The organism is Kineosporia corallincola (assembly GCF_018499875.1).
GTDB classification, from domain to species: domain Bacteria; phylum Actinomycetota; class Actinomycetes; order Actinomycetales; family Kineosporiaceae; genus Kineosporia; species Kineosporia corallincola.
Window position 1 is genome coordinate 24838 of record NZ_JAHBAY010000007.1, and the last position, 19254, is coordinate 44091.

Below are 19254 nucleotides of genomic sequence, written 5' to 3' on the forward strand. Positions count from 1 at the left end.
CTCAGCCCCAGTTTTTGCCCGGCCACCACCAGTTCACCGGTCCTAGGGCTGCCACCAGGGCCGGCGCCAGCACACCGCGCACGATGGTCGCGTCGATGATGATGCCCAGGGCCAGCCCGGTGGCCAGGATCTTCACGTCCGTGGTGGGAATCTGGCTGAGCGACACGAACGCCAGGAACAGGATCAGCGCGGCGCTGCTGACCAGCCGCCCGGTGCGGGCCACGCCGTGCACGGTGGCCTCGTCGGTGCTGTGGCCGGCGTCGTGCTCCTCCTTGATCCGCGAGAGCAGGAACACCTCGTAGTCCATCGACAGGCCGAACAGGAAGGCGAAGATGGCGATCGGCAGCCAGACCGTCAGCGCGCCCGCGGGATCCCGGTCGAACAGCAGACCGGTGCCGTGGCCGCCCTGCCAGATGAACACCGTCACCCCGAACGCGGCCCCGAGCGAGATCACGTTCAGTAGAAGGGCTTTGGCCGGCAGTACGATCGAGCGCAGGGCCACGGCCAGCAGCCCGAACGTGATCGCGACGATGAGCAGCAGGATCCACCAGGCGTCGCCGTAGACGCTGGAGACGAAGTCCTCGTCCTGGGCCGGGATCCCGCCGACCCGGGCCCCGAGGTCCTCGGCGGCGTCCCGGATCTGCCGGGCGGTCCTGGCCCCGGAACGGGAGTTGGCGTCGGTCTGGGTCCACACGTCGATCACGTACTGGCCCTGCTCGGAGCGCCATTCCTCGGGAGCCACGACGCCACCCACACCATCTGTCGTCTCCAGCTTCTGGACGATGGTGTCCGGCGACGCGGTCAGGATCTCGATGGGGGCGGAGAGTCCCGAGCCCGGGCCCTGCCCGGCCAGCCGCTCGATCGCCGTGGCGGAGGCCCCCGACCCGGCGGCGAGGGTGTCGTTGGTCGGCTGACCGAGGCGCAGGCCGAAACTGGGCACGGCCATGGCGATCAGCACGAGTGCGGAGACGATCGCCGACAGCCAGCGGTGCCGTACGACGACAGTGCCGACCCCGCGCCACAGCCTGCTCTCCGGGTCTGTGCTACGACGGTGCGGCCAGGACAAATGATGGCCCCCGACCAAGAGCAGCGCGGGCAGCAGGGTGAGCGATGCGGCCACGCTGATCACCGGAATCAGCAGGCCCGTGTATCCGACACTGCGCATGAACGGAACCGGCATGGCGATGAGCGCGGCGAGACTGACGGCCACCGTGATGCCCGAGAACAGCACCGACCGCCCGGCCGTCGACATGGCCAGCCGCACCGCCTCTTCCGGCGTCGCCCCCTGACCACGTTCCTCACGCCAGCGGGTGACCAGCAGCAGCGCGTAGTCGATGGCGACGCCGAGACCGATCAGGGCCAGCAGGTACTGCACGACGAACGAGACGTCGGTCAGCCCGGTCAGGCCCCACAGCAGCAGGAAGGTGGTCAGAATGGAGGCGGCGGCGATGATCAGCGGCATCAGCGCCAGGAACGACCCGAACACCAGCGACAGCACGACGGCCGCCCCGATACCACCGAACAGGGTCTCGACCAGGGCACTTCCGCCGGCATCGTCCTCGGTGAAGTTCAGCGCGTCCCGCCCTGTCACGCTCACCTGAAGGCCGATCTCCCCGGAGAGCCGCTCGGCCGCCGGACGCAGGGCGGCCAGCGCGGGGGCGTACGGCTGCTCGGACTCGACGGGGATCGGATAGACCATGACCACGCCGGTCTTCCGGTCGCCCGACAGCAGGTCCGGGTCGTCGGTATAGGTCGCGACCCGGGCTCCGGGCACCGTGGCCCGCACCGTCTCGGCGATCGGAGCGGCCGTGTCCGCGGCCACGGTCTCCTGCCCGTTTCCGACCACCAGAAGCACGGGAGCCCCGATCCCACCCGACCCGAACGTCTTCAGGATGTCGACGTTCGTCTCGTACCCCGGCTGCCCCGGCAACCCGAAGTCGAAACTCAGCCGGTCGGTGGCCCGCGGCGCGGCGAACCCGCCGAGCGCCGCCAGCACCACCCAGGCGCCCACCACCCACCACCGTCGCGCGATCACCAGGCGGGACAGGACGGTCATGAGATTCCTCCGTCGACGTCGGCGGCCAGGGCGGCCCGGGCCGAGATCAGGCCCACACCAGGTGGAACGCTACCGACCCCGGGAGTACCCGTCTGGACAACGTAGGTGTATCCGTCGGGCACGCCCGTCACCGTGGTCACTCTGTGTCAGACTCGCCCCGAGCTCGGGAACGAGCGAGACATCGAAAGACCAACGGGGGAGACATGTCCGAGATCATCATGCCCGCGTCCGTGCCCAGCCGGCGATCGGTGCTCCGCCTGGGAGCGGCGTCCGCGGCCACCGCCACCGTGGCGGCCGGTCTGCTCGTCGCGGGGTCGGGCCCGGTCCAGGCCGCCAGCGGTGACCCGCGGCCCGAGCTCAACGGCCTGCGGGTCCGGGTGCCGAACAACAACGCCATCTACCTGGTCCTGGACGGGTATCGGCGTTTCGTCCCCAACATGACGACGTACAACAAGCTCTTCCGCGACGAGACCGGCATCGTCACCGACACCGGTGTCGCCGACATCCCCGTCGGTCCCGCGCTGTCGGACGGGGCCTCCCTCATCGGTGGCAACGGGGTCTACCTGGTGTCGAACCAGGTGAAACGGCACGTCTCCAGCGGGGCGGCGATGGACAAGTACTGGTTCAGCTGGAGCAAGGTCTTCGAGGTGCCGCAGGTCGTGCTCGACGCCATGGCCAGCGGCCAGAGCCTCTCCTAGACGCCGGAGCTCGGTCACGGTTCCCGGCAGAACCGTGACCGGAGCTCTTACGACGCCACCATGTGATGCCGCCCGATCGGCAGCATCAGCGGCCCACCGGAGGTCGGGTCGGTGATCACCTTGCTGTCCAGGCCGAACACCGCCCGCACGGTGTCTTCGGTCAGCACGTCGGCGGGAAGGCCTGCCGCGTGCACCCTTCCGTTCGCGATGGCGATCAGCTGGTCGCAGTAGCGGGCCGCCAGGTTCAGGTCGTGCAGCACCATCACGACGGTCGTGCCGCGCGAGTGGTTCAGGTCGGTGAGCAGGTCCAGCACCTCCACCTGATGCTGCACGTCGAGGAACGTCGTGGGCTCGTCGAGCAGCAGCAGATCGGTCTGCTGGGCCAGGGCCATGGCGATCCAGACCCGCTGACGCTTGCCGCCGGACAGCTCGTCCACCGCGCGGTCGGCCAGCTCGACGGTGTGGGTTGCCTCCAGGGCGGCGGCCACCGCCTCGTCGTCGGCGGCGTTCCAGCGCGAGAACACGCCCTGGTGCGGGTGCCGACCGCGACCGACCAGGTCGGACACGGTGATGCCCTCCGGCGCGATCGGTGACTGGGGGCAGCCGGCCCAGCGTGCGGGCGAGCTCCTTGGCCGGCAGCCGGTGAACCTCTCTGCCGTCCAGCAGCACCTGCCCGGAACGGGGCGACAACAGCCGCGACATCGACCGCAGCAGCGTCGATTTGCCGCAGGCGTTCGCCCCGACGATCGCCGTGACCTTGCCCGGTGCGACGGCCAGGTCGAGGCCCTCGATCACGGTGCGGTCCTGGTAGCCGAGGCTGAGATTCTCGGCGGTGAGCTGGTGTTCGGTGGTCACAGGGATCCTCCGGCCCGGTTCGAGCGGATGATGAGGTAGACCAGGTAGGGCGCGCCGAGCACGCCGGTGACCACGCCGACCGGGAAACGGGTCCCCAGTGCGTACTGGCCGGCGAAGTCGGCCACCAGCACCAGCAGGGCGCCGACCAGGGCCGAGGACAGCAGCAACGAGGAGCCGGGCCCGACCAGGCGCATCGCGATCGGTCCGGCCAGGAACGCCAGGAACGCGATCGGCCCGGTGGTGGAGGTGGCGAACGCGATCAGGCCGACCGCGGAAATCACCACCAGCAGCCGAGTCCGGTCCACCGCACGCCCAGCGCGGAGGCGGTGCCGTCGCCCAGTTGCAGCATGCTCAGGTCTTTCGCGGCCGAGAGCAGCACCGGCACCAGCACGATCATGGTGATCAGCACGGTCAGCACGTCTTCCCAGCGCGAGCCGTTCAGGCTGCCGGTGAGCCAGCGCAGGGCCTCTTGCAGGTCCCACTGCCCGGCGGTCGAGAGTATGTACGACGTGGCGGAGTTCATCATCGCCGCGATGCCGATCCCGATCCCGATCAGGATCAGCCGGATTCCGGAGACCCCTTCCCGGTAGGCCAGCAGGTACACCAGCAGGGTCACGCCCAGGCCGGCGACGATCGCGAACACCGACACGGCCGAGCCGGACAGCCCGAGCGAGATGATGGCGAACGCCGCCGCCGTGCTCGCCCCGGTGCTGATGCCGATGATGTCCGGACTGGCCAGCGGATTGCGCAGCATGGTCTGGAAGGCCACGCCGCCCAGCCCGAAACAGGCGCCGGCCAGCACGGCCAGGCAGGTGCGGGGCAGGCGCAGCCGCCCGACGGTGAACGTGGCGCCCGCACCTCCTGTCCCAGAACCACTTTGAGGACGTTTGAGGACGTCGCCCGGCGGGTAGAAGGTGCGGCCCACCATCAGGGAGACGGCGGCCAGGACGAGGATCAGCAGAACCAGGACGGCCACGACGACGCGCCGTCGTCGGTTGCGGCGCAGGCGACCCCGGCGCACGGCCGCGATCGTCGTGGTTCTCGCCGTCCCTGATCGAGAACTCACAGGGCACGGACCTTTTGACGACGGACGACGGAGATGAAGAGGGGCCCCGACGAACGCCGTGACGATGCCGACGTCGATCTCGCCGGGACGGGCCACGATCCGGCCGGCCACGTCCGCCGCCACCAGCAGACTCGCGCCGGTGAGCGCGGCGAACGGCAGCAGCCAGCGGTGGTCCGGGCCGACCAGCAGCCGGCACAGGTGCGGCACGACCAGCCCGACGAAACCGATCGGGCCGCAGATCGCGGTGGCCGCACCGCAGAGCATGACCGCCCCGAGCGACGCGAGACCCCTGACCAGGGCGACCCGTTCGCCGAGGCCGACTGCCACGTCGTCCCCCAGGGTCAGTGAATTGAGGCCGCGGGCCGGCAGCAGGCAGATCACCAGACCGGCGCCGCCCGGGTCGGCGAGGGGATTGCGGGTGACGCCCTGGAACACCTCGCCGGACACAGCGAGTGCGGCGCCGGCCAGGATCGCCAGCACGGTGCGGGGGATGCGGACCCGGATGACAGCCTCGTCGAGGGTGTCGTCGGCGCCCCGCAGGGCGTCGAGAATCGTTGGCACGGAGACGAATCGGGTGCCGATCGTGATCGAGGCCACGACCAGCACGGCCAGCAGCGCCAGGCAGATCAGGAACCAGCCGAGGCGGACGCGCCTCGGGCGCCGCACGACGGCGGCGCCCGAGGGGATGACGGCGTCGGCCAGCAGCTTCACGTAGTCGTCGAGCACGTACGAGATGGCCAGCGGGGTCGGGTTGGCGGCCGTGCCGACCTCGCTGGTGCCGTCGAGGGCGACGATCGCGCCGCTGGCCACGGCCGGCATCTTCGACAGGATCGGGTCGTCCTCCAGCGACTTCAGCAGCTTGTCGTCGCCGTAGGTCACGATGATCTCGACGTCGTCGAAGGTGTCGACGGTCTCGGCGCTGACCTCCTGGGAGAACTCCTCGGAGGCCTCGGCGATGCTGTCCGGCGTGCCCAGACCCAGGTCGGTGAAGAACTGCGCGCGGGTGTCCTTGTCGGTGTAGAAGCTGACCTTGCTCAGGTCGGTGGTGTCGACGTGCGTGAGGAACATCGTCTTCTTGCCCTGGAACTGCGGGTACTCGGCCGCCGCGGCCTTCATCTCGCCCTCGATCGCGGCGATCAGCTCGTCACCGGCGGCGGACTCGCCGAGCGCCTGGCTGCTGAGCTTGATCATGTCGCACCAGTTGGTTTCCCACGGCCCGTTCGGGTAGGCGACAGTCGGGGCGATCTCGCCGAGGGTGTCGTAGTCCTCCTGCGTCAGGCCCGAGTACGGGGCCAGGATCACGTCGGGCTGGGTGTCGGCCACGTCCTCGAAGTCGCTGCCGTCGGTCTCGTCGAACAGCACGGCTCGGTGTCGCCGCCCAGCTCGTCCAGCTTGTCCTTGACCCAGGACAGGTAACCGTCGCCGTCGGCGTCCCCGAAGTTGGCCTTGGCCAGGCCGACCGGCACGATGCCGAAGGCCAGGGGCACCTCGTGATTGGCCCACTGCATAGCGGCGACACGCTCGGGCTTCTTCTCGATGGTAGTGGTGCCCAGCGCGTGCTCGACGGTGATCGGGAACGAGGCCTCGCTGCTGGAGCCAGTTTTCGCGGAGTCGTCAGACGAATCGGAGCTACCGCCGCAGGCGGTGAGCACCAGCGCGGTGGCGGTGACGACCGCCCCGGTGAGCAGGCGACGACGTGAGAACAAGAGGAATTTCCTTTCCGGTGGCGGCCGAAATTGTGAACCGCCTGTGAGAATGAGCTTAGGCTGAGCTAAACAAACCCTCACTTGGATGCACGAGCAGGGACGTTCCCTGATCCATCCGTCGCTGCTTCGTTATGTCGTGATGTGAACCCGGCACTCTCGTCGTTGAATAGATGGATGAGTGCTGCCGAACTCAGCTTCTGGGACGGGCCGGCCACGATGGAGCACTTCGCCGACGTGCGCGCGATGTTTCACGCCGCCTTCCCGAGAGACTCGCTGGCGGACCACCGGGACGCACTCACCAGACAGGCCGCGTCGCCGGGCTTCGCCACGGTGGCCGCGTCTGCCGGTGGTGAGATGGTCGGGTGCGTGTGGGGCGTGCCGCTCCAACTGGGGACGCCGTGGTGGCAGGACCTGGAGCCCCGCCCGGACGACGATTTCACGCTGGAAGACGGCCGGCGCACGTTCGCCGTGCTGGAGTTGTGTGTGGCCCGGGGCCACGACGGTGAGCTGGGGGCCCGGCTGCTGCATGCTCTGCTCGGGCGGCGCCGGGAGACGCGGGCGACCACGAAGTCGTCCGCCGTCTCCGGCGTGAGGGCGCTGGCCTGGCAGGTCTCTGGACGCACGCCGACCCGGACCGGAGACGTGGAGGTACGGGTGCTGGGGTTGCCGTACTCCTGAAACCGGTGGCCCGGAGGTGATCAGCGCTGCTCGAGCTGGTCGGCGATCCGGGCCAGGCTGGCGGCGATCGAGACGGCGGCCAGGCTGCGTGCCGCTTCGTAGGTGCCGGGCTTGAGCTTGGCCGCGACCTCGGCCGCCTTGGCGCCGTAGTCGTCCGAGATCTTCTTCGCTGCTGCGCTGTCGGTCATGGCTGCCACACTACTTCGGGCCCGTGGGCGGAGCCGTCGTACTGCACCGGTGTCTGCGTGCTGCACCCGTCTGGCATGCTGCACCGGTGTCTGGCATGAGGTTCCGGTGGTCAGTGGCGGCGTATCTGGTGACGTGCGGGATCGTGCTCGCCGGATGCGGTGGTGGCTCGGACTCCGCCGTCGCCGCTCCCACAGCGTCGCCCGAGGTGGCCACGGCCTGGAACGTGGACGCGGCGCAAGATGCCCGGTGGACGCGGCAGCTGGGCCGGATCACCACGAAGCTGAAGTCGGTGCAGGGGGTCAGCACCGAGAAGGCCGCCACGGTGCGCACCAACCAGATGATCGCCCTGGAGAAGGTGCTGACCGCGATGGCCGAGGCCGGCGGGGCCGAGGGCATCGGGCACGTCGCCTGCGAGGTGATGCCCGTGCAGTTGCTGTCGTACGACGACACCCTGACCAAGGACGTCGTCGCCATGCAGTTGGGTGCCTACTGGACGGCGCCGGTGGTGGCCGCGGGCGGCTCGTCGACCACCGGGTTCGCCGACGTGGCCCTGGACGCCCGGATGCAGCAGGAGTGCAGCGACGTGCACCAGGACGTGCTGGCGGCCACGGGGCTGGGCACGCTGGACGAGATGTATTTCCTGACGTCATGAGCCGGGTGCGGCCTGGCGGCGCCGGATCTCGGTGACCAGGCTCGGACGCCGGATCTGCCCCTGCATGCGCTCGATGAAGGCGGCTGCCCGGCAGAGCTGTTCGGCCAGGGCACGGGCCTGGGCGGCATCCAGCTCGAAGGTCTCGCCCAGGGTGATGCGGGGCGGGTGCACCTTGCTGACGACCGGATTGAGCAGCAGGTCGAAGTCGGTGCGCTGTGCCACCCGGACCCGGATGACGGCGCCGTCGGCCACCTGGACCTCGCCGATCTGCCGCTCGTGGTCGACGGCCTCGTGATCGACCACCAGGGTCCTGGCCCAGCGATGGTCTTCGGGATGCCGGATCTCGCGCATGATTGAACTCCCCGTTTCGGCTGGTGGCCAGGCCCCCGCGAGAGCGGAGGGAGGTCTCGTCGCGGAGGCCTGGCGTTCGGTGGAGGGATCGCGCCGGCCGGGGCCGGCGTCAGGGGACAGCGCGGTACCCGAAACCCCCGTCTGCGGGCGTGATCCGGCAAATCCATCTCCTGGCGGACCGATCCCTCGGGGTGATCCGACGGGTTCAGTTTGGCGTTTTCCCGAAGGATGTGCAAGATTCTATTCACCGGGTCCGGAACACTATTCCGTGGCAACAGGATTCGTTCATGTGGGGCGTCGGAAGTCTTCTAATCCGGGTGTACGATCCGTTGCGTACCGAGGGGGATGAGGTGCAGGCAGAGGTCACGGGGTCGACGGTTCCGCGGCGTCAGCTCGGCAGGTACATGCGCGATCTGCGGGGGCACGCCCGGATGACCGTGCGGACCGCAGCGCGGGAGCTGGAGTGGTCCGAGGGCAAGATCTGGCGCATCGAGACCGGGCAGTCGTCCATGCGCAGTCATGATGCCGAGTTGATGTGTCGCGTCTACGGGGCGGACATTGCTACCACGCAGGCACTTTCGGCCCTTGCCAAGGAGACCAAGGCGCGGGGGTGGTGGCACAGCTACGGGGATGTCATTCCGGGATACTTCGACGTGTACATCGGTCTGGAGGAGGCGGCATCGGAGTTCTATTGGTATGAAAGCGATCTCGTTCCAGGACTGCTCCAGACCGAAGCGTACGCTTGGGCCTTGATCTCGGCTGCTAACCCAAGCGTGAGCGATGACGAAATTGGCCGTTTGGTTCAAGTGCGGGCTGGTCGGAGCGCGCTGCTCACGCGAGCCACGGCCCCTCCGGCGTTCCAGGCGGTCATGGGGGAAGCCGTACTGCGTTGTCCTGTGGGCGGGCCGGACGTGATGGGAGATCAGCTGGAAAGAATACTTGAGCTCGGGGATTTGGAGCATGTACAGCTTCGGGTGATGCCATTTGGGGCTGGTCTTCATTCAGGTTTGCATGCCCGACCGTTCATCACCCTACGGTTCCCAGCCAACTCCGATGGTCGAGAAAGTGAACCTCCGACCGTATATATCGAATCTTTCACTGGCGCACTCTATCTCGACAAACCTGCGGAGGTGGCTCAGTACGAGACCGCGTGGAAGAGCTTGTGGAGCTCAGCGCTGGATGAGTCGGTATCAGTAGATCTTGTTCGTCGAGCTGCAAGGGGGTTCAAGAAATGAAAGACCTTTTTGAAGGTGCTGATTGGCGAAAGAGTACTAAGAGTAGCGGCACCGGAGGTGCTTGCGTCGAGGTTGCATTCCTGGCTGATGGGAGCGTGGCTCTTCGTGAAAGCGACCAGCCAGAATCGGTGGTGATCACGACGCCGGTCAAGTGGGATGCCTTCCTAGCCGGCGTACGAAACTGCGAGTTCGACCGTCCCGGAACGTAGCTCGGCAGGATCGAGGGAGATCCGCACGTAAAGGCCCTTCGATCCCGACCGCGTATGTGCTCTACGTCGCCAGGTACGAGCCGCGGAGATCCTCGATCGCTTCCTGGGCGCGCTTCCTGGGGATTGATGGGGCCTCATGCACCGGATCGTTTTTCTCTGCAATGGTCCAGTAGCTACTTGCGATCGAGGCCGTGGCGGTCTGGGCGCCCGGTGTTGCAGGCTTGACTCGGACCGCTATGAACTCACCTTTTTTAGGAACAGGCAGGCCAAGTTGGTCCGCTATCACTGGATCGTTTTCCTGATGACCAAGTACCAAGATTCCCTCAGGGCGCAAGATCGAACGTGCTCCACCGTTGCCTCGCGCCCGCTTCATGAAGTCGTCTTGCTGAGCAACGGTGGCAAGCTCGGCCCTACGGATAATACGCCCCTGAACCTGACGGAAAAGTTCACAAGTGCGTGCTTGCCCGTGAGAGGAGCCCTTCGCGCTTCGAGCGCCAAAGATCTTGTCCCGTTTGGATTCTTCCAGCTCGAGGAAAAGATTGGGGGCTAGCCTTCCATGCTCTGGCCACAAGGTAGAAATACCTCTGCGTCCTTGCACGGAAAGAGTTCCCTTTCGATCTCGGTTTCTGCCAAGATTCATGAGCGACTCATCAACGCGGACTATGCCGGCAGACCATGTGGCCTTGTCATCCGAGGCGGAGATGACAAGAGCCAGATGCCCGATCACTTCTGGGGGCAGCGACCACTGGCCGAAGCTCATCGAGTATTTGCAATCAATCTGAATTCCCGCGATCCGATAGTCGGTAGCGTCTCCATCTTCGAAATTAAATTCACGATGCAGATTGATTTCGATAAGGGTTCCCATGTGGGTCTTCTCGGTTTTGTGTAGTTGTGAATAATTCCAGCGGCCACTGCGCTGGCCATCGTATAATTGATCGAAGGTGTCGCGAATGACAGTTGCAACTCGGTCACCCGTGGGGTCCAGCTCATACAGACGCTCGAGTACAGCAGTTATTTCGGGGTCGTTAGACTGATTAGATTGCCCAAAGCCCAGAGGGAGAGTCATGTGCCCGCATTCCTGAGAGTCGCTTCGATGGATTCAATGGCGTTGGCTAGGGATTCGTGTTCCCATATGCGCACAACGGTCCAGCCGGATGATGTCAGCAGGTTGTTAGCCTTTTCGTCTCTAGCAACGTTCTTTCGCAGTTTTGGAGTCCAATACCACTCGTTACTGGTGGGCTCGCGACCATGCAAGGGGCAGACATGCCAGAAGCAGCCGTCTATGAAGATGGCGACCTTGGTTCGGGTGAACACGATGTCCGGGCGGACCCGGCCATCGGCAAGGTCAATGCGAAGATCCTTGCGGAATCGATGCCCGCGTCTATGCAGGGCAGATCTGACGGCCACTTCTGGCTTGGTATTGGTGCGGCGTATGGCGGCTAGATTCCGCGATCTGCCGGGGCTCGTGGGTACAAGAGCCCGCTTCTCGTCTAACGCAGGGTCAGAGGTGGAGTCGCTCTCGGTAGCCACGCGCAGATGGTAGTACCACCTATGTGCAAACTCGAGGGCCGAAGACGCTTCTACCTGATGAGATCAGAATGCTGGCTCTGCCCCGCTATGCGTAGTTCATGAGGTAGACCGGCGTGGCTGCTTGACTGTCGAACGCGTGTTCGACTTAATGTGTCGTGTGCTTTGGCGGCCGAGAGACGTATGTCACGTCCGTTGACCGCTCGGAAGGTCGGTCGTCGGTTCATGGTTGCGCGATACTCCGGTGGTTTGGACTGTCGGCGGTGCCGAACTTGATGTTGAGGAGCTTGTGCGATGGATCTAGAGGTAGTTGAGATCTGCGCGGGGGCAGGCGGGCAGTCTCTGGGACTGCATCTAGCTGGGTTTGAGCACAAGCTTGCTGTCGAAATTGATGAGAACGCCGCGCATTCGCTTGACTACAACCTGAAGCGTCTGGGTATGGAGAGCCGAGTTGAAGTCGGCGATGTTGCCGACAGGACTGTGTGGGATCCAGCAGCTAAAGAGCTTCATGAGATTGCCTTGCTGGCAGGTGGGGTTCCGTGCCCACCCTTCAGCCGAGCCGGCAAGCAACTGGGGTCAGCTGACGAACGCGACCTATTTGCATGGGCTGTGAACGCGGCCAGTGAGATGCAGCCGCAGGCTGTTCTTCTAGAAAACGTTAAGGGCCTTGGCGATGCTCGCTTCGGTGGTTACCGGCAGGCCGTGGTAGACGAGTTCCATAACCATGGATATAGGGCTGAATGGCAGCTTCTAGAAGCTCAAGGTTTTGATGTACCACAGCTTCGGCCGCGGATGGTCCTGGTAGCTCTTAAAGAAGAGTATGTCGACTATTTCGAGTGGCCTGAACCGAAGACGACTACGCACACCGTAGCCTCGGTGCTGGATTCGGACATGGAAGGCCTGCCTCAGGCTGCTCTCGAGCAGTTTCGTGAGAAAGCGCAGAAGATTGCGCCGACGATTGTCGGTGGTAGCAAGAAACACGGCGGAGCAGACCTCGGTCCCACGCGCGCAAAGCGTGCCTGGCATGAAATGTTTGTGGATGCTCATGGCCTGGCCGACGCGGCACCGACCGCAGACTGGGTCCCGAAAGAACCGGGACGTGGCCCCAAGCTCACTGTCGATATGGTGAAGAAGCTACAAGGCTGGTATGGCCCTCAGTACGAAGACTGGGAAATCTTGGGTCGTAAGACGAGCCGGTATAGGCAGATTGGCAATGCGTTCCCTCCGCCCGTTGCTGAGGCGGTTGGAAAGGCCATTGCTCGGGCCTTGCGTAAAGAGGCTTCCGCTAAGAAGGCTCCTGGACCGCGCACGATGCACGACGAGGTTTATCGTCTGCTGCGCGACACGGGCGAATGGCTGACGCCGGGTAAGCTAAGCCACCTTCTGGGGGAAACGCTTGACCAGGAAGAAATCGTCCAGCGAATTGAGCTCCTCAAGCGCGACTTCTTTGTTGAAGAGCGAGGAAACGCGCGGTCGACATCGTACAAACTGGGGGAGTGGAAAGCTTTCCGAGGGCAGGAAGACCATGATCGGCATGCGGCCTTCGCGGAGCGCAAAGGCCGCAACCGAATCAGCTAATTGAGGCCAGCGAGAGCAAGTGCCAGCTACTTGCTCTCGCTGAGGTGGGCAAGTAGCGCACGAATATCGATGGCATCCATGCCGCCCGCGGTGAGAGTGTCCTCCTCTTGAAGATCCCCGAGCTGCCGCACCGCTGAGTCATCGAGGATACTCCCCATGAACTCCAGCTTCTCTTCCAGCCGACGGGCGACCACTTCATCCACGGTGTTACGTGCGGCGAGAACAGTTACGCGGGTTTCGGTATCGGGGGCAAGCCCAAGACGATGGATACGGTCAAGACTCTGTAGGAACCGGCCGGCCGTGAAGTCCCGATCTACGTAGAGAGCATCGTGGCAGTCATGGTGAAGGCTGATGCCTTCTCCCAGAGTTGCTGGATTCGAGATCAGCACCCAGCAATCTGGATCCTCGCGAAACCGTTGGATCTGCTCTTCGCGATCAGCTGTGCCGCCGTGGACAACGGCGGGCTGGAATGGCTCTAGGAGCCGCTCCAAGGTGGTGATGCTGCGCACGAAAGTGCTCCAGACTAAGGTTTTTCGCTGGTCTGCTGCGTTCTGCGCGACGATCTTGACTGCTTCCTCATACTTTGGAGACAGCTCGTGCTGAGGCAGATTCTTCAGCAGAGTATTGAGAGAATCTCCAGGAGAAGCTTCGATGGGCGGCACCTGGTATGCGAGAGGCTCGTGCCGAGTCGTGCCCTCCGCCAGAAGGGCTGGGCTCGTAGCGGCCATGAGCATCCGGAGCATAGTCTTGCCCAGGGCATCAAGATCTCCAGAACGGGCACTGGGATTACCCTTTAGCACCTCGTAAATCTCACGGTGTAGCTTGGGCAGGTCGACGTATCGAATCTTCGTGCTAACCGGAGGAAGTCCCAGCTCGGCCTTCGTCGTCCGGGTAAACATCGGCCGCAGAACGGAACTCGCGTAGGCCAGATTGCCGCCGGCTACAGCGTTGCTCACTACCTGCTTACCACGACCTGGCCAGACGAAAGACAGAAGGCTCTCAAGATCCTGGGCCCCGTTAGGAGCAGGAGTGCCGGTGAGGATGAGCCGACGGTTGGCCAGCGGTCCTAAAGCTAGACAGGCAGCACCGTAAGCTCCACTGGAACCCAACTTCATACGATGGGCTTCATCGAGAATGATCATTGAAGGCCTGGCTTGTAACCAAGCAGACAGCGCCGCACGGCTGCGAGCCAATCGCTCGTAGTTAACAACTAGCAGCTCGGCGGTGCTGTTGACCGTGCCGGCCAGGATGGTGGTTCTCAACGGCTGTGCAAAGCACACGCCTGCTTCATATTGCCAAGTTTCGTAGGCCGACTTGGGGCAGATGACGAGAAGTCTTTCGGCATCGCCTTTTTGGCGCATGGCTGCGAAGACCGCTAGCGCGACACGGGTCTTGCCGGCGCCGGGTACGCTGAAGTTGGCACCATGGTTCATGCCTAGCAGGGCTGCTAGGTCGCGCCGCTGGAACGAAGTGAGGTCTCCGGTCCACTCGGTCCCCAGTAGTGGAACCACAACCTCAGCGGTCGCTGTATCGATCTTGGTCTCAGGCGCGGCACCAGCCAAGCGCTGTTCAGCAGTATCGGCATCGTCCAGAACGCTGGTAACTAGAGTGGCGAGAGCCGTCTCCCACTGCACTCCCTCGGCATCCGACCAGTCCAGCTCGCCCAACGCGACCAAGAAATTGTCCAGGTCGACTTCGGCGATGAGCGGCCCCGTCTGGCTTCCGGGAACCATGCGTCCGATGAGCTCGCCAAATTCTTCGCGGTAGTCATTCCGGGCTCGCATAATCACTCGGGTTCGGGTGATGTCGAAGCTCAGGTCGAGCGAAGCTTCCGATGCATGTGACACGGGTCAGTCCTTGGCTGTTGCCTGGCGAAGCCAGGTGAGGCCGTCACCGGGAATAGAAATAGACTTGTTGGCCTCAACTCCGACGCGGCGCAGGACGGAACGTAGCTCAATCAGGGCATCATCGAACGCTTCTTCATCCAAACTATTGTTTCCCCGGGACATTACGAGGTCCGTAATACATTGGTCGAGATGCTTGGTTGCCTCAACGATTCGGTCGGGGGCTGCTTGGCGCTTCTTTCGCATACGGGCATCTCGCCCTGCAACGTCGATAGCGTCGTCGAAAGCGTCTCGCAGCTTCTGTTTGGCCTCGGTTACCTCAGCAACCTTGCTCGGCGTGAGTCGATCGGCTGCGACTTCGATTGCTGTGAGCTGTAGAATCCTGTCAGTGAGCGCGCGGGCTGCGGAAAGTTGAGGCGTAGCCGAGGGTGCTACACGGTTGAGCCCGGGGATTACCTTAACTGCTGGTGCCGGCGCCTCCTGTTTAATTTCGTCCGGAAGGCGTTTTTCCAGGTATCGAGACTGGAAATCATCACTGATGTAACGAACATCCGTTTTGGCGAACTCAAATGTAATGGCCGCCAGGCGGGATTCTTTGAGAAGATCGGCCTTATCTTTATTTCCTTCATTCTTGACCGATCGGTAAAGCTCGAACAGCTTCTCTTTGCCTTCTTCAAAATCCATGAGACGCATACTGAAGTCTTCGGTCTTGCTGCGGCGAATGAGGTCGCGAAGGCAGTTGAGGATCCACACGTCACGTTCAAGAACTTTGGTCGTAGTATGAAAAGTGCGTGCAATCTCCGGCAGCTGACGACCAAAGGTCAATTGCTCATCAACAGCCAGAAGATGGTTGATGTAGGAGTAGTCACGCCGGTGATCTGGGCGAAGCTGGAGCGCCAGCTCGACGGCATGGATGTCTTCCCAGGTCGTCGAGGCCGGCAGCACGCCGACCCGGATGGATGGTTTGCCAAGCTCTTTCAGTGCAGCGCGTCGGGTGTTCCCGTTGACGAGGATGCCGTCACGTGTGATGAGACCTGCCTCGATCTGGCCGTACTCCTTCAGATTGGGAAGCAGTTCGTCGAACTTGGGATCGCGACGCGTCGGATCCGACGGCAGAGTGTTCAGAAGACTATGGAGATATTCTTGACTTTCCGGGGCCCATGGGTCCTGTGTAAGGAGAGCATCCTTATCGGCGTTATGGCTGCGCTGGGCACGGATCCTATGGGTTCCGGGGTTGTAATAGAGCAAAGGAACGGGCATGTCGATGACCTGCACGATAATCGGCTGCGTCCGGAATTCGATTTTGATCGTCTCGGAAGCTCCTGTCGTGCTGGTAGCTTCCTTAAGTCGTTCATCTACCAGCGAGCGAATCTGCCCTGCATTAGGCGGTGTGCCGAAATCTGTGGTCACGTTCATCCTTCGTTCTCATATTAGCCGACAAGCATTCGACCGGAATCGCCAAGTTTTCGGATGTCACTAGAAAATTAAGAGAGGCTTTTACGGACCTTTTCGCGTGCTTCAGAGGGAAGAGTTCGATAGTCGGCCCAGAGTTGCTCCACCGTGCTGAATGATCTTGCGTCCTTTGCGATCCACGATGTGAGCATCTTCCTTTCAATCGCCGGCAGACTGGTCAGCCGATTCAGAACATCTGTAAGGTCTGCGGTCAGCTCTCGTCCACCTATCCTGCATCGGTTGCACTCCACAAGTAGCTGAATCGTTTCGCTGCCATCTGGCATCAGCACCGTTCTGCGAGCAATATCGAGCTGCGCCGCGGTCTCGATGCCGGCGTACTTTTCGCCGGGACCAATCCCGCAGCTTCGGCACTTGTGGCCATCGCGAGCTAACAGGTCACGACGTTGGTTGGCTGTGATGGCGCTAGGGCCGCTGCGGGTCGCCTTGCCCGGCTCCCACACCGCTATGCCTTGCTGGACGAAGCGCTGTTCGTTCGCGTCCAGGCTGACGTCCTCACGATTGGTGCTGATCTTCCAGTCAAAGTCGCGAAGGTCGCGCATGCGCCGGTCAATCTGAGAGGTGCCGGGGAATGCGTCCCGGAGCTGCCCTTTAGTGAATATATTTCCCTCACCGACTTCTTGGACAAGCCACAACGCTGCCCGCTTCATCGTTCCAAGCTTGGAATCTGTCCAGCTGGGGATAGCCATTGAATCCCTCTCCACGTGAGCGTTTAGACCGTGCCCTGAGCCTTTGGCCTCTGCGGTACCTCTTGTGCAGGTAGGCCAGGGGCGCGAGTCGGCACAGCATCAACACTGTCGTGGATTGCGCTCAGGAGGGAAAGAGGCCGGTGTCCCGTATTTGAGGACAGGAAATTAGCGTGTCGGGCTTTGAAAATATTACTTTATGTGAGATAGGGGCGACGTTTTGGCATGGAGCTGTGGCATGATGTGATGCGCTGTGCAGTAACGAGACTCACGTGATCCGTGGTTATTTGTCATGCCTGCATCTAGGAGCGCTTATGCCTCGCCCGGGAGAGCTCGCACCGCTTGACGAGTCGCTTGGCGACGCTCGGCGGAGCGTGGCTGCGGCCTTCCGTGAAATCTGCAATTTCCTGAATGGTATCGGATTTTCCCAAAAGCAGTTGGCAATGCACTGCTCCGTGTCTACTTCCGCACTTTCGGCCTATGTAAATGGGCGTCGCAAGACTCCGGATGTCCGCCTCCTGGGGGATCTGCATGCGCTGGCGAAGGTACATGCGGGTGGGCGGAACCTTCCTACCCTGAGGGAGCTGACTGAGCTGGCGTATGCCGAAGTGCTTCAGGGGGAGAGCGCTGCGGAGTGCGTCGCTTGCGGGCGGCCGGTGATGGAACAGGCGCTTGTGGCCAGCGGGGTGGCGGTAGTTGTCCATCCTGTCCAGCCACCGCCCCAGGTTTCTCACCTGCCGGTCCCCCCAAGGCCGGGGGACCGGCAGGTGTACTGGGATGACATGCCTGAACTTGAGGTTCATCTGGCTGAACATCGGGAAGGCGAGGCGGCCAGCATTCTCCGCAGTGTCGGCCGCCATGGTGATGTCAGTGAAGCAGCAGCCGCGATCAGTGCCTGCCGCCAGGGTGGTCTGGGTGATGCCGCCGAACTATTGCTCCACTATGCCGCTCAGCGGGATGACGTCGAGATCATCCAGCTGCTGGGTGCGCTCTTTGGAGCCGAGGATTATCCCTCGGCCAAGGAACTGGTCCAGATCAAGCTGGGCGATTGAGGTTGAGGGGGAGCTGCAATGGCGAGGCCGAATCGTGTGCCACAGCGGGAGAGTCCGCTGACCTGGCCCGAGGTTTTGGACCGGCAACTGAGCCGGGCCACTGAGTCAGATGTGAGGACCCATCGATATGGGCTGCTGATGGAGAGCCTAGGGTCTCTGCTCCGGGATATTGGGGTGCTGCTGAAAGGACTGGGTATCGCCGCCTCATGTGCTGCCGCTCTCGTTCTTTGCGCAGGAGTGGTTGTTGCACCGAGGATGGGGGGCGCCGATCTCATCCTGCGCGGGGTCGGCGCCGCCTTGCTGGCCGGCTGTGGGTCGGGAGGACTCTGGCTCATGTTCCGGAGGAGGCGCGGAAAGTTGCCCGCGAGCGGGGAGGCTCCTGATTAGCGGGAACGTCTTTGCCGTGGGCAGGCAAGCTGGGTGTTGTAAGGCAGCCGGTTTTTGCGTCAGCTGCTCCGTAAGCCGGCGAGCGCTTCTTCAAGGCGTGCAGCTGGGAGCATGTGAGGCTAGCTCGAGGGGCTTTGGTGTGCCTGCGATGCAGGGAGGGCAGGGCCGCGGCAGCGTGCACCGACTGGGCAGATGGGTGCGAGATGTCGCGTGGGTTTTATCCGTGAGGGCCATGAGTGCCTCGCAAGCCTGCTCTGCTAAACCGGCTTCCGGACCAGCTCGTCGAGAATCGCATCCAGGTACTCGTAGAAATTTCCGAAACCCTGCCCCTGTGCATACGTGGACAGCAGGTAACCCGTCACTACGAAGAGAGCGGTCGGCAGACGTTCAGCCGCCATCTGTGGCACATGCTCGTCCAATGACAGCCCTTCAAGTATCTCCCACAGTTCGCGCACGGTGAGAGGTGTCCATGGCTCCTCTTCTTTGATCTGGCGCGCCATGTCGAGGTTTTGCTGCTGGTTCGGGGGCCCGTCCGAGTAGACGGTTAGGAGGGCGGCCCTGCCGACGGCACTGTAGATCGGCAGAACCTGTTCTCGCAGGATGGGTTCGGCCTGGGCCATGGATTCTAGGGAGGCAAGGAATCCGTCCTGGTCCTGCGCGATGGCGGTGCGAATCGCTTCGCGTCCTAGATCTTCCGCAGCTGGGTCAATGTGCATGTGATGAATCCTCTCCTCGCCACCAGCGTTTGACAGCCCTGACTGCCTCCGAGGCCACCAGGCCGCCTCCGATTGTTCCCCAGATCCATCCCGGAACTCCTGGCAGGATATTCGACGCTATCTCGTACATGAAGGCTCCGGAGGCGACGGCGGCCTGCGGAGCGTGCGCCCACCTTCTGCGCGAAGCGGACGCAACATGTCGCTCCGCAGTCTTCTGTTCCCGGCTGGAGTGGGGAGCGCTGACCTCCCGCGCAATCCGCAGGTCCTCCTCCGACCACCCCGCGAACGAGATGTCGTCC

At 63.3% G+C, this 19254-nt stretch carries 17 protein-coding genes and 4 pseudogenes; 7 read left to right on the forward strand and 14 right to left on the reverse strand.

Going from position 1 to position 19254, the window contains the following annotated elements; translation table 11 throughout:
• Position 1: 1 nt before the first annotated feature.
• On the reverse strand, positions 2-2056 hold the full coding sequence (locus KIH74_RS17550; RefSeq protein WP_214157055.1) for an MMPL family transporter: 2055 nt from the start codon (positions 2054-2056) through the stop codon (positions 2-4).
• Positions 2053-2196, reverse strand: coding sequence for a hypothetical protein (locus tag KIH74_RS17555; protein WP_214157056.1), 144 nt, complete (start codon positions 2194-2196; stop codon positions 2053-2055). The genes KIH74_RS17550 and KIH74_RS17555 overlap by 4 nt, the downstream gene beginning before the upstream one ends.
• A 63-nt stretch (positions 2197-2259) precedes the next feature.
• Here KIH74_RS17555 and KIH74_RS17560 point away from each other — a divergent pair, with 63 nt between their 5' ends.
• Positions 2260-2754 carry a hypothetical protein gene (locus tag KIH74_RS17560; RefSeq protein WP_214157057.1) on the forward strand — a complete coding sequence of 165 codons (495 nt, stop codon included), beginning with the start codon at positions 2260-2262 and terminating at the stop codon, positions 2752-2754.
• Positions 2755-2801: 47 nt separating this feature from the next.
• On the opposite strand, the pseudogene KIH74_RS39220 reads toward KIH74_RS17560, so the two are convergent.
• From KIH74_RS39220 to KIH74_RS39235, 4 pseudogenes are all read right to left on the reverse strand, one after another.
• A pseudogene (locus KIH74_RS39220) lies at positions 2802-3609 on the reverse strand (ABC transporter ATP-binding protein).
• Positions 3606-4675 (reverse strand): annotated as a pseudogene (locus KIH74_RS39225) (FecCD family ABC transporter permease). Before KIH74_RS39225 ends, KIH74_RS39220 begins: the two co-directional pseudogenes overlap by 4 nt.
• Before the next feature lie 96 nt (positions 4676-4771).
• Positions 4772-5386 (reverse strand): annotated as a pseudogene (locus tag KIH74_RS39230) (FecCD family ABC transporter permease); the annotation flags it as partial.
• Positions 5366-6381, reverse strand: a pseudogene (locus KIH74_RS39235) (iron-siderophore ABC transporter substrate-binding protein); the annotation flags it as partial. The pseudogenes KIH74_RS39230 and KIH74_RS39235, both read right to left, overlap by 21 nt.
• A 174-nt stretch (positions 6382-6555) precedes the next feature.
• Between KIH74_RS39235 and KIH74_RS17585 the strand changes: the two are divergent.
• Positions 6556-7059, forward strand: coding sequence for a hypothetical protein (locus KIH74_RS17585; RefSeq protein WP_214157061.1), 504 nt, complete (start codon positions 6556-6558; stop codon positions 7057-7059).
• 20 nt (positions 7060-7079) lie between these two features.
• Here KIH74_RS17585 and KIH74_RS17590 read toward each other — a convergent pair whose 3' ends face one another.
• Entirely contained in the window at positions 7080-7247 is a 168-nt protein-coding gene (locus tag KIH74_RS17590; RefSeq protein WP_214157062.1) for a hypothetical protein, read from the reverse strand.
• A gap of 113 nt (positions 7248-7360) precedes the next feature.
• Here KIH74_RS17590 and KIH74_RS17595 point away from each other — a divergent pair, with 113 nt between their 5' ends.
• Positions 7361-7900 carry a hypothetical protein gene (locus tag KIH74_RS17595; RefSeq protein WP_214157063.1) on the forward strand — a complete coding sequence of 180 codons (540 nt, stop codon included), beginning with the start codon at positions 7361-7363 and terminating at the stop codon, positions 7898-7900.
• Here KIH74_RS17595 and KIH74_RS17600 read toward each other — a convergent pair.
• Positions 7895-8251 carry a hypothetical protein gene (locus KIH74_RS17600; protein ID WP_214157064.1) on the reverse strand — a complete coding sequence of 119 codons (357 nt, stop codon included), beginning with the start codon at positions 8249-8251 and terminating at the stop codon, positions 7895-7897. The two genes, KIH74_RS17595 and KIH74_RS17600, sit on opposite strands and share 6 nt — an antisense overlap.
• Positions 8252-8538: 287 nt before the next feature.
• On the opposite strand from KIH74_RS17600, the gene KIH74_RS17605 reads away from it, so the two are divergent.
• Complete coding sequence (locus tag KIH74_RS17605; protein ID WP_214157065.1) at positions 8539-9486, forward strand: helix-turn-helix domain-containing protein; 948 nt, start codon at positions 8539-8541, stop codon at positions 9484-9486.
• On the forward strand, positions 9483-9695 hold the full coding sequence (locus tag KIH74_RS17610) for a DUF397 domain-containing protein (RefSeq protein ID WP_214157066.1): 213 nt from the start codon (positions 9483-9485) through the stop codon (positions 9693-9695). Before KIH74_RS17605 ends, KIH74_RS17610 begins: the two co-directional genes overlap by 4 nt.
• Before the next feature lie 61 nt (positions 9696-9756).
• On the opposite strand, the gene KIH74_RS17615 is transcribed toward KIH74_RS17610, so the two are convergent.
• Entirely contained in the window at positions 9757-10761 is a 1005-nt protein-coding gene (locus tag KIH74_RS17615) for a NaeI family type II restriction endonuclease (protein WP_214157067.1), read from the reverse strand.
• Positions 10758-11225: a very short patch repair endonuclease gene (locus tag KIH74_RS39240; protein WP_214157068.1), complete on the reverse strand. Its 468-nt coding sequence runs from the start codon at positions 11223-11225 to the stop codon at positions 10758-10760. The genes KIH74_RS17615 and KIH74_RS39240 overlap by 4 nt, the downstream gene beginning before the upstream one ends.
• 291 nt (positions 11226-11516) lie before the next feature.
• Between KIH74_RS39240 and KIH74_RS17625 the strand changes: the two genes are divergently transcribed.
• Positions 11517-12800 carry a DNA cytosine methyltransferase gene (locus tag KIH74_RS17625; protein ID WP_214157069.1) on the forward strand — a complete coding sequence of 428 codons (1284 nt, stop codon included), beginning with the start codon at positions 11517-11519 and terminating at the stop codon, positions 12798-12800.
• A 26-nt stretch (positions 12801-12826) separates the two neighbouring features.
• On the opposite strand, the gene KIH74_RS17630 is transcribed toward KIH74_RS17625, so the two are convergent.
• The 3 genes from KIH74_RS17630 to KIH74_RS17640 all read right to left on the reverse strand — a co-directional run bounded on the left by KIH74_RS17630 (position 12827) and on the right by KIH74_RS17640 (position 16803).
• On the reverse strand, positions 12827-14647 hold the full coding sequence (locus tag KIH74_RS17630) for a DEAD/DEAH box helicase (protein WP_308113857.1): 1821 nt from the start codon (positions 14645-14647) through the stop codon (positions 12827-12829).
• 3 nt (positions 14648-14650) lie between these two features.
• Positions 14651-16060 (reverse strand): ParB/RepB/Spo0J family partition protein, encoded by a 1410-nt coding sequence (locus tag KIH74_RS17635; protein ID WP_372492083.1) that lies wholly within the window; start codon positions 16058-16060, stop codon positions 14651-14653.
• Positions 16061-16128: 68 nt separating this feature from the next.
• Entirely contained in the window at positions 16129-16803 is a 675-nt protein-coding gene (locus tag KIH74_RS17640) for a KpnI family restriction enzyme N-terminal domain-containing protein (RefSeq protein WP_214157070.1), read from the reverse strand.
• Positions 16804-17174: 371 nt separating this feature from the next.
• On the opposite strand from KIH74_RS17640, the gene KIH74_RS17645 reads away from it, so the two are divergent.
• Positions 17175-17852, forward strand: a complete 678-nt coding sequence (locus KIH74_RS17645; RefSeq protein WP_214157071.1) for a helix-turn-helix domain-containing protein — start codon at positions 17175-17177, stop codon at positions 17850-17852.
• A 644-nt stretch (positions 17853-18496) separates the two neighbouring features.
• Here the strand turns inward: KIH74_RS17645 and KIH74_RS17650 are convergent.
• A complete protein-coding gene (locus KIH74_RS17650) occupies positions 18497-18955 on the reverse strand; it encodes a hypothetical protein (RefSeq protein WP_214157072.1) in 459 nt (152 codons plus the stop codon).
• Between the last annotated feature and the right edge of the window lie 299 nt (positions 18956-19254).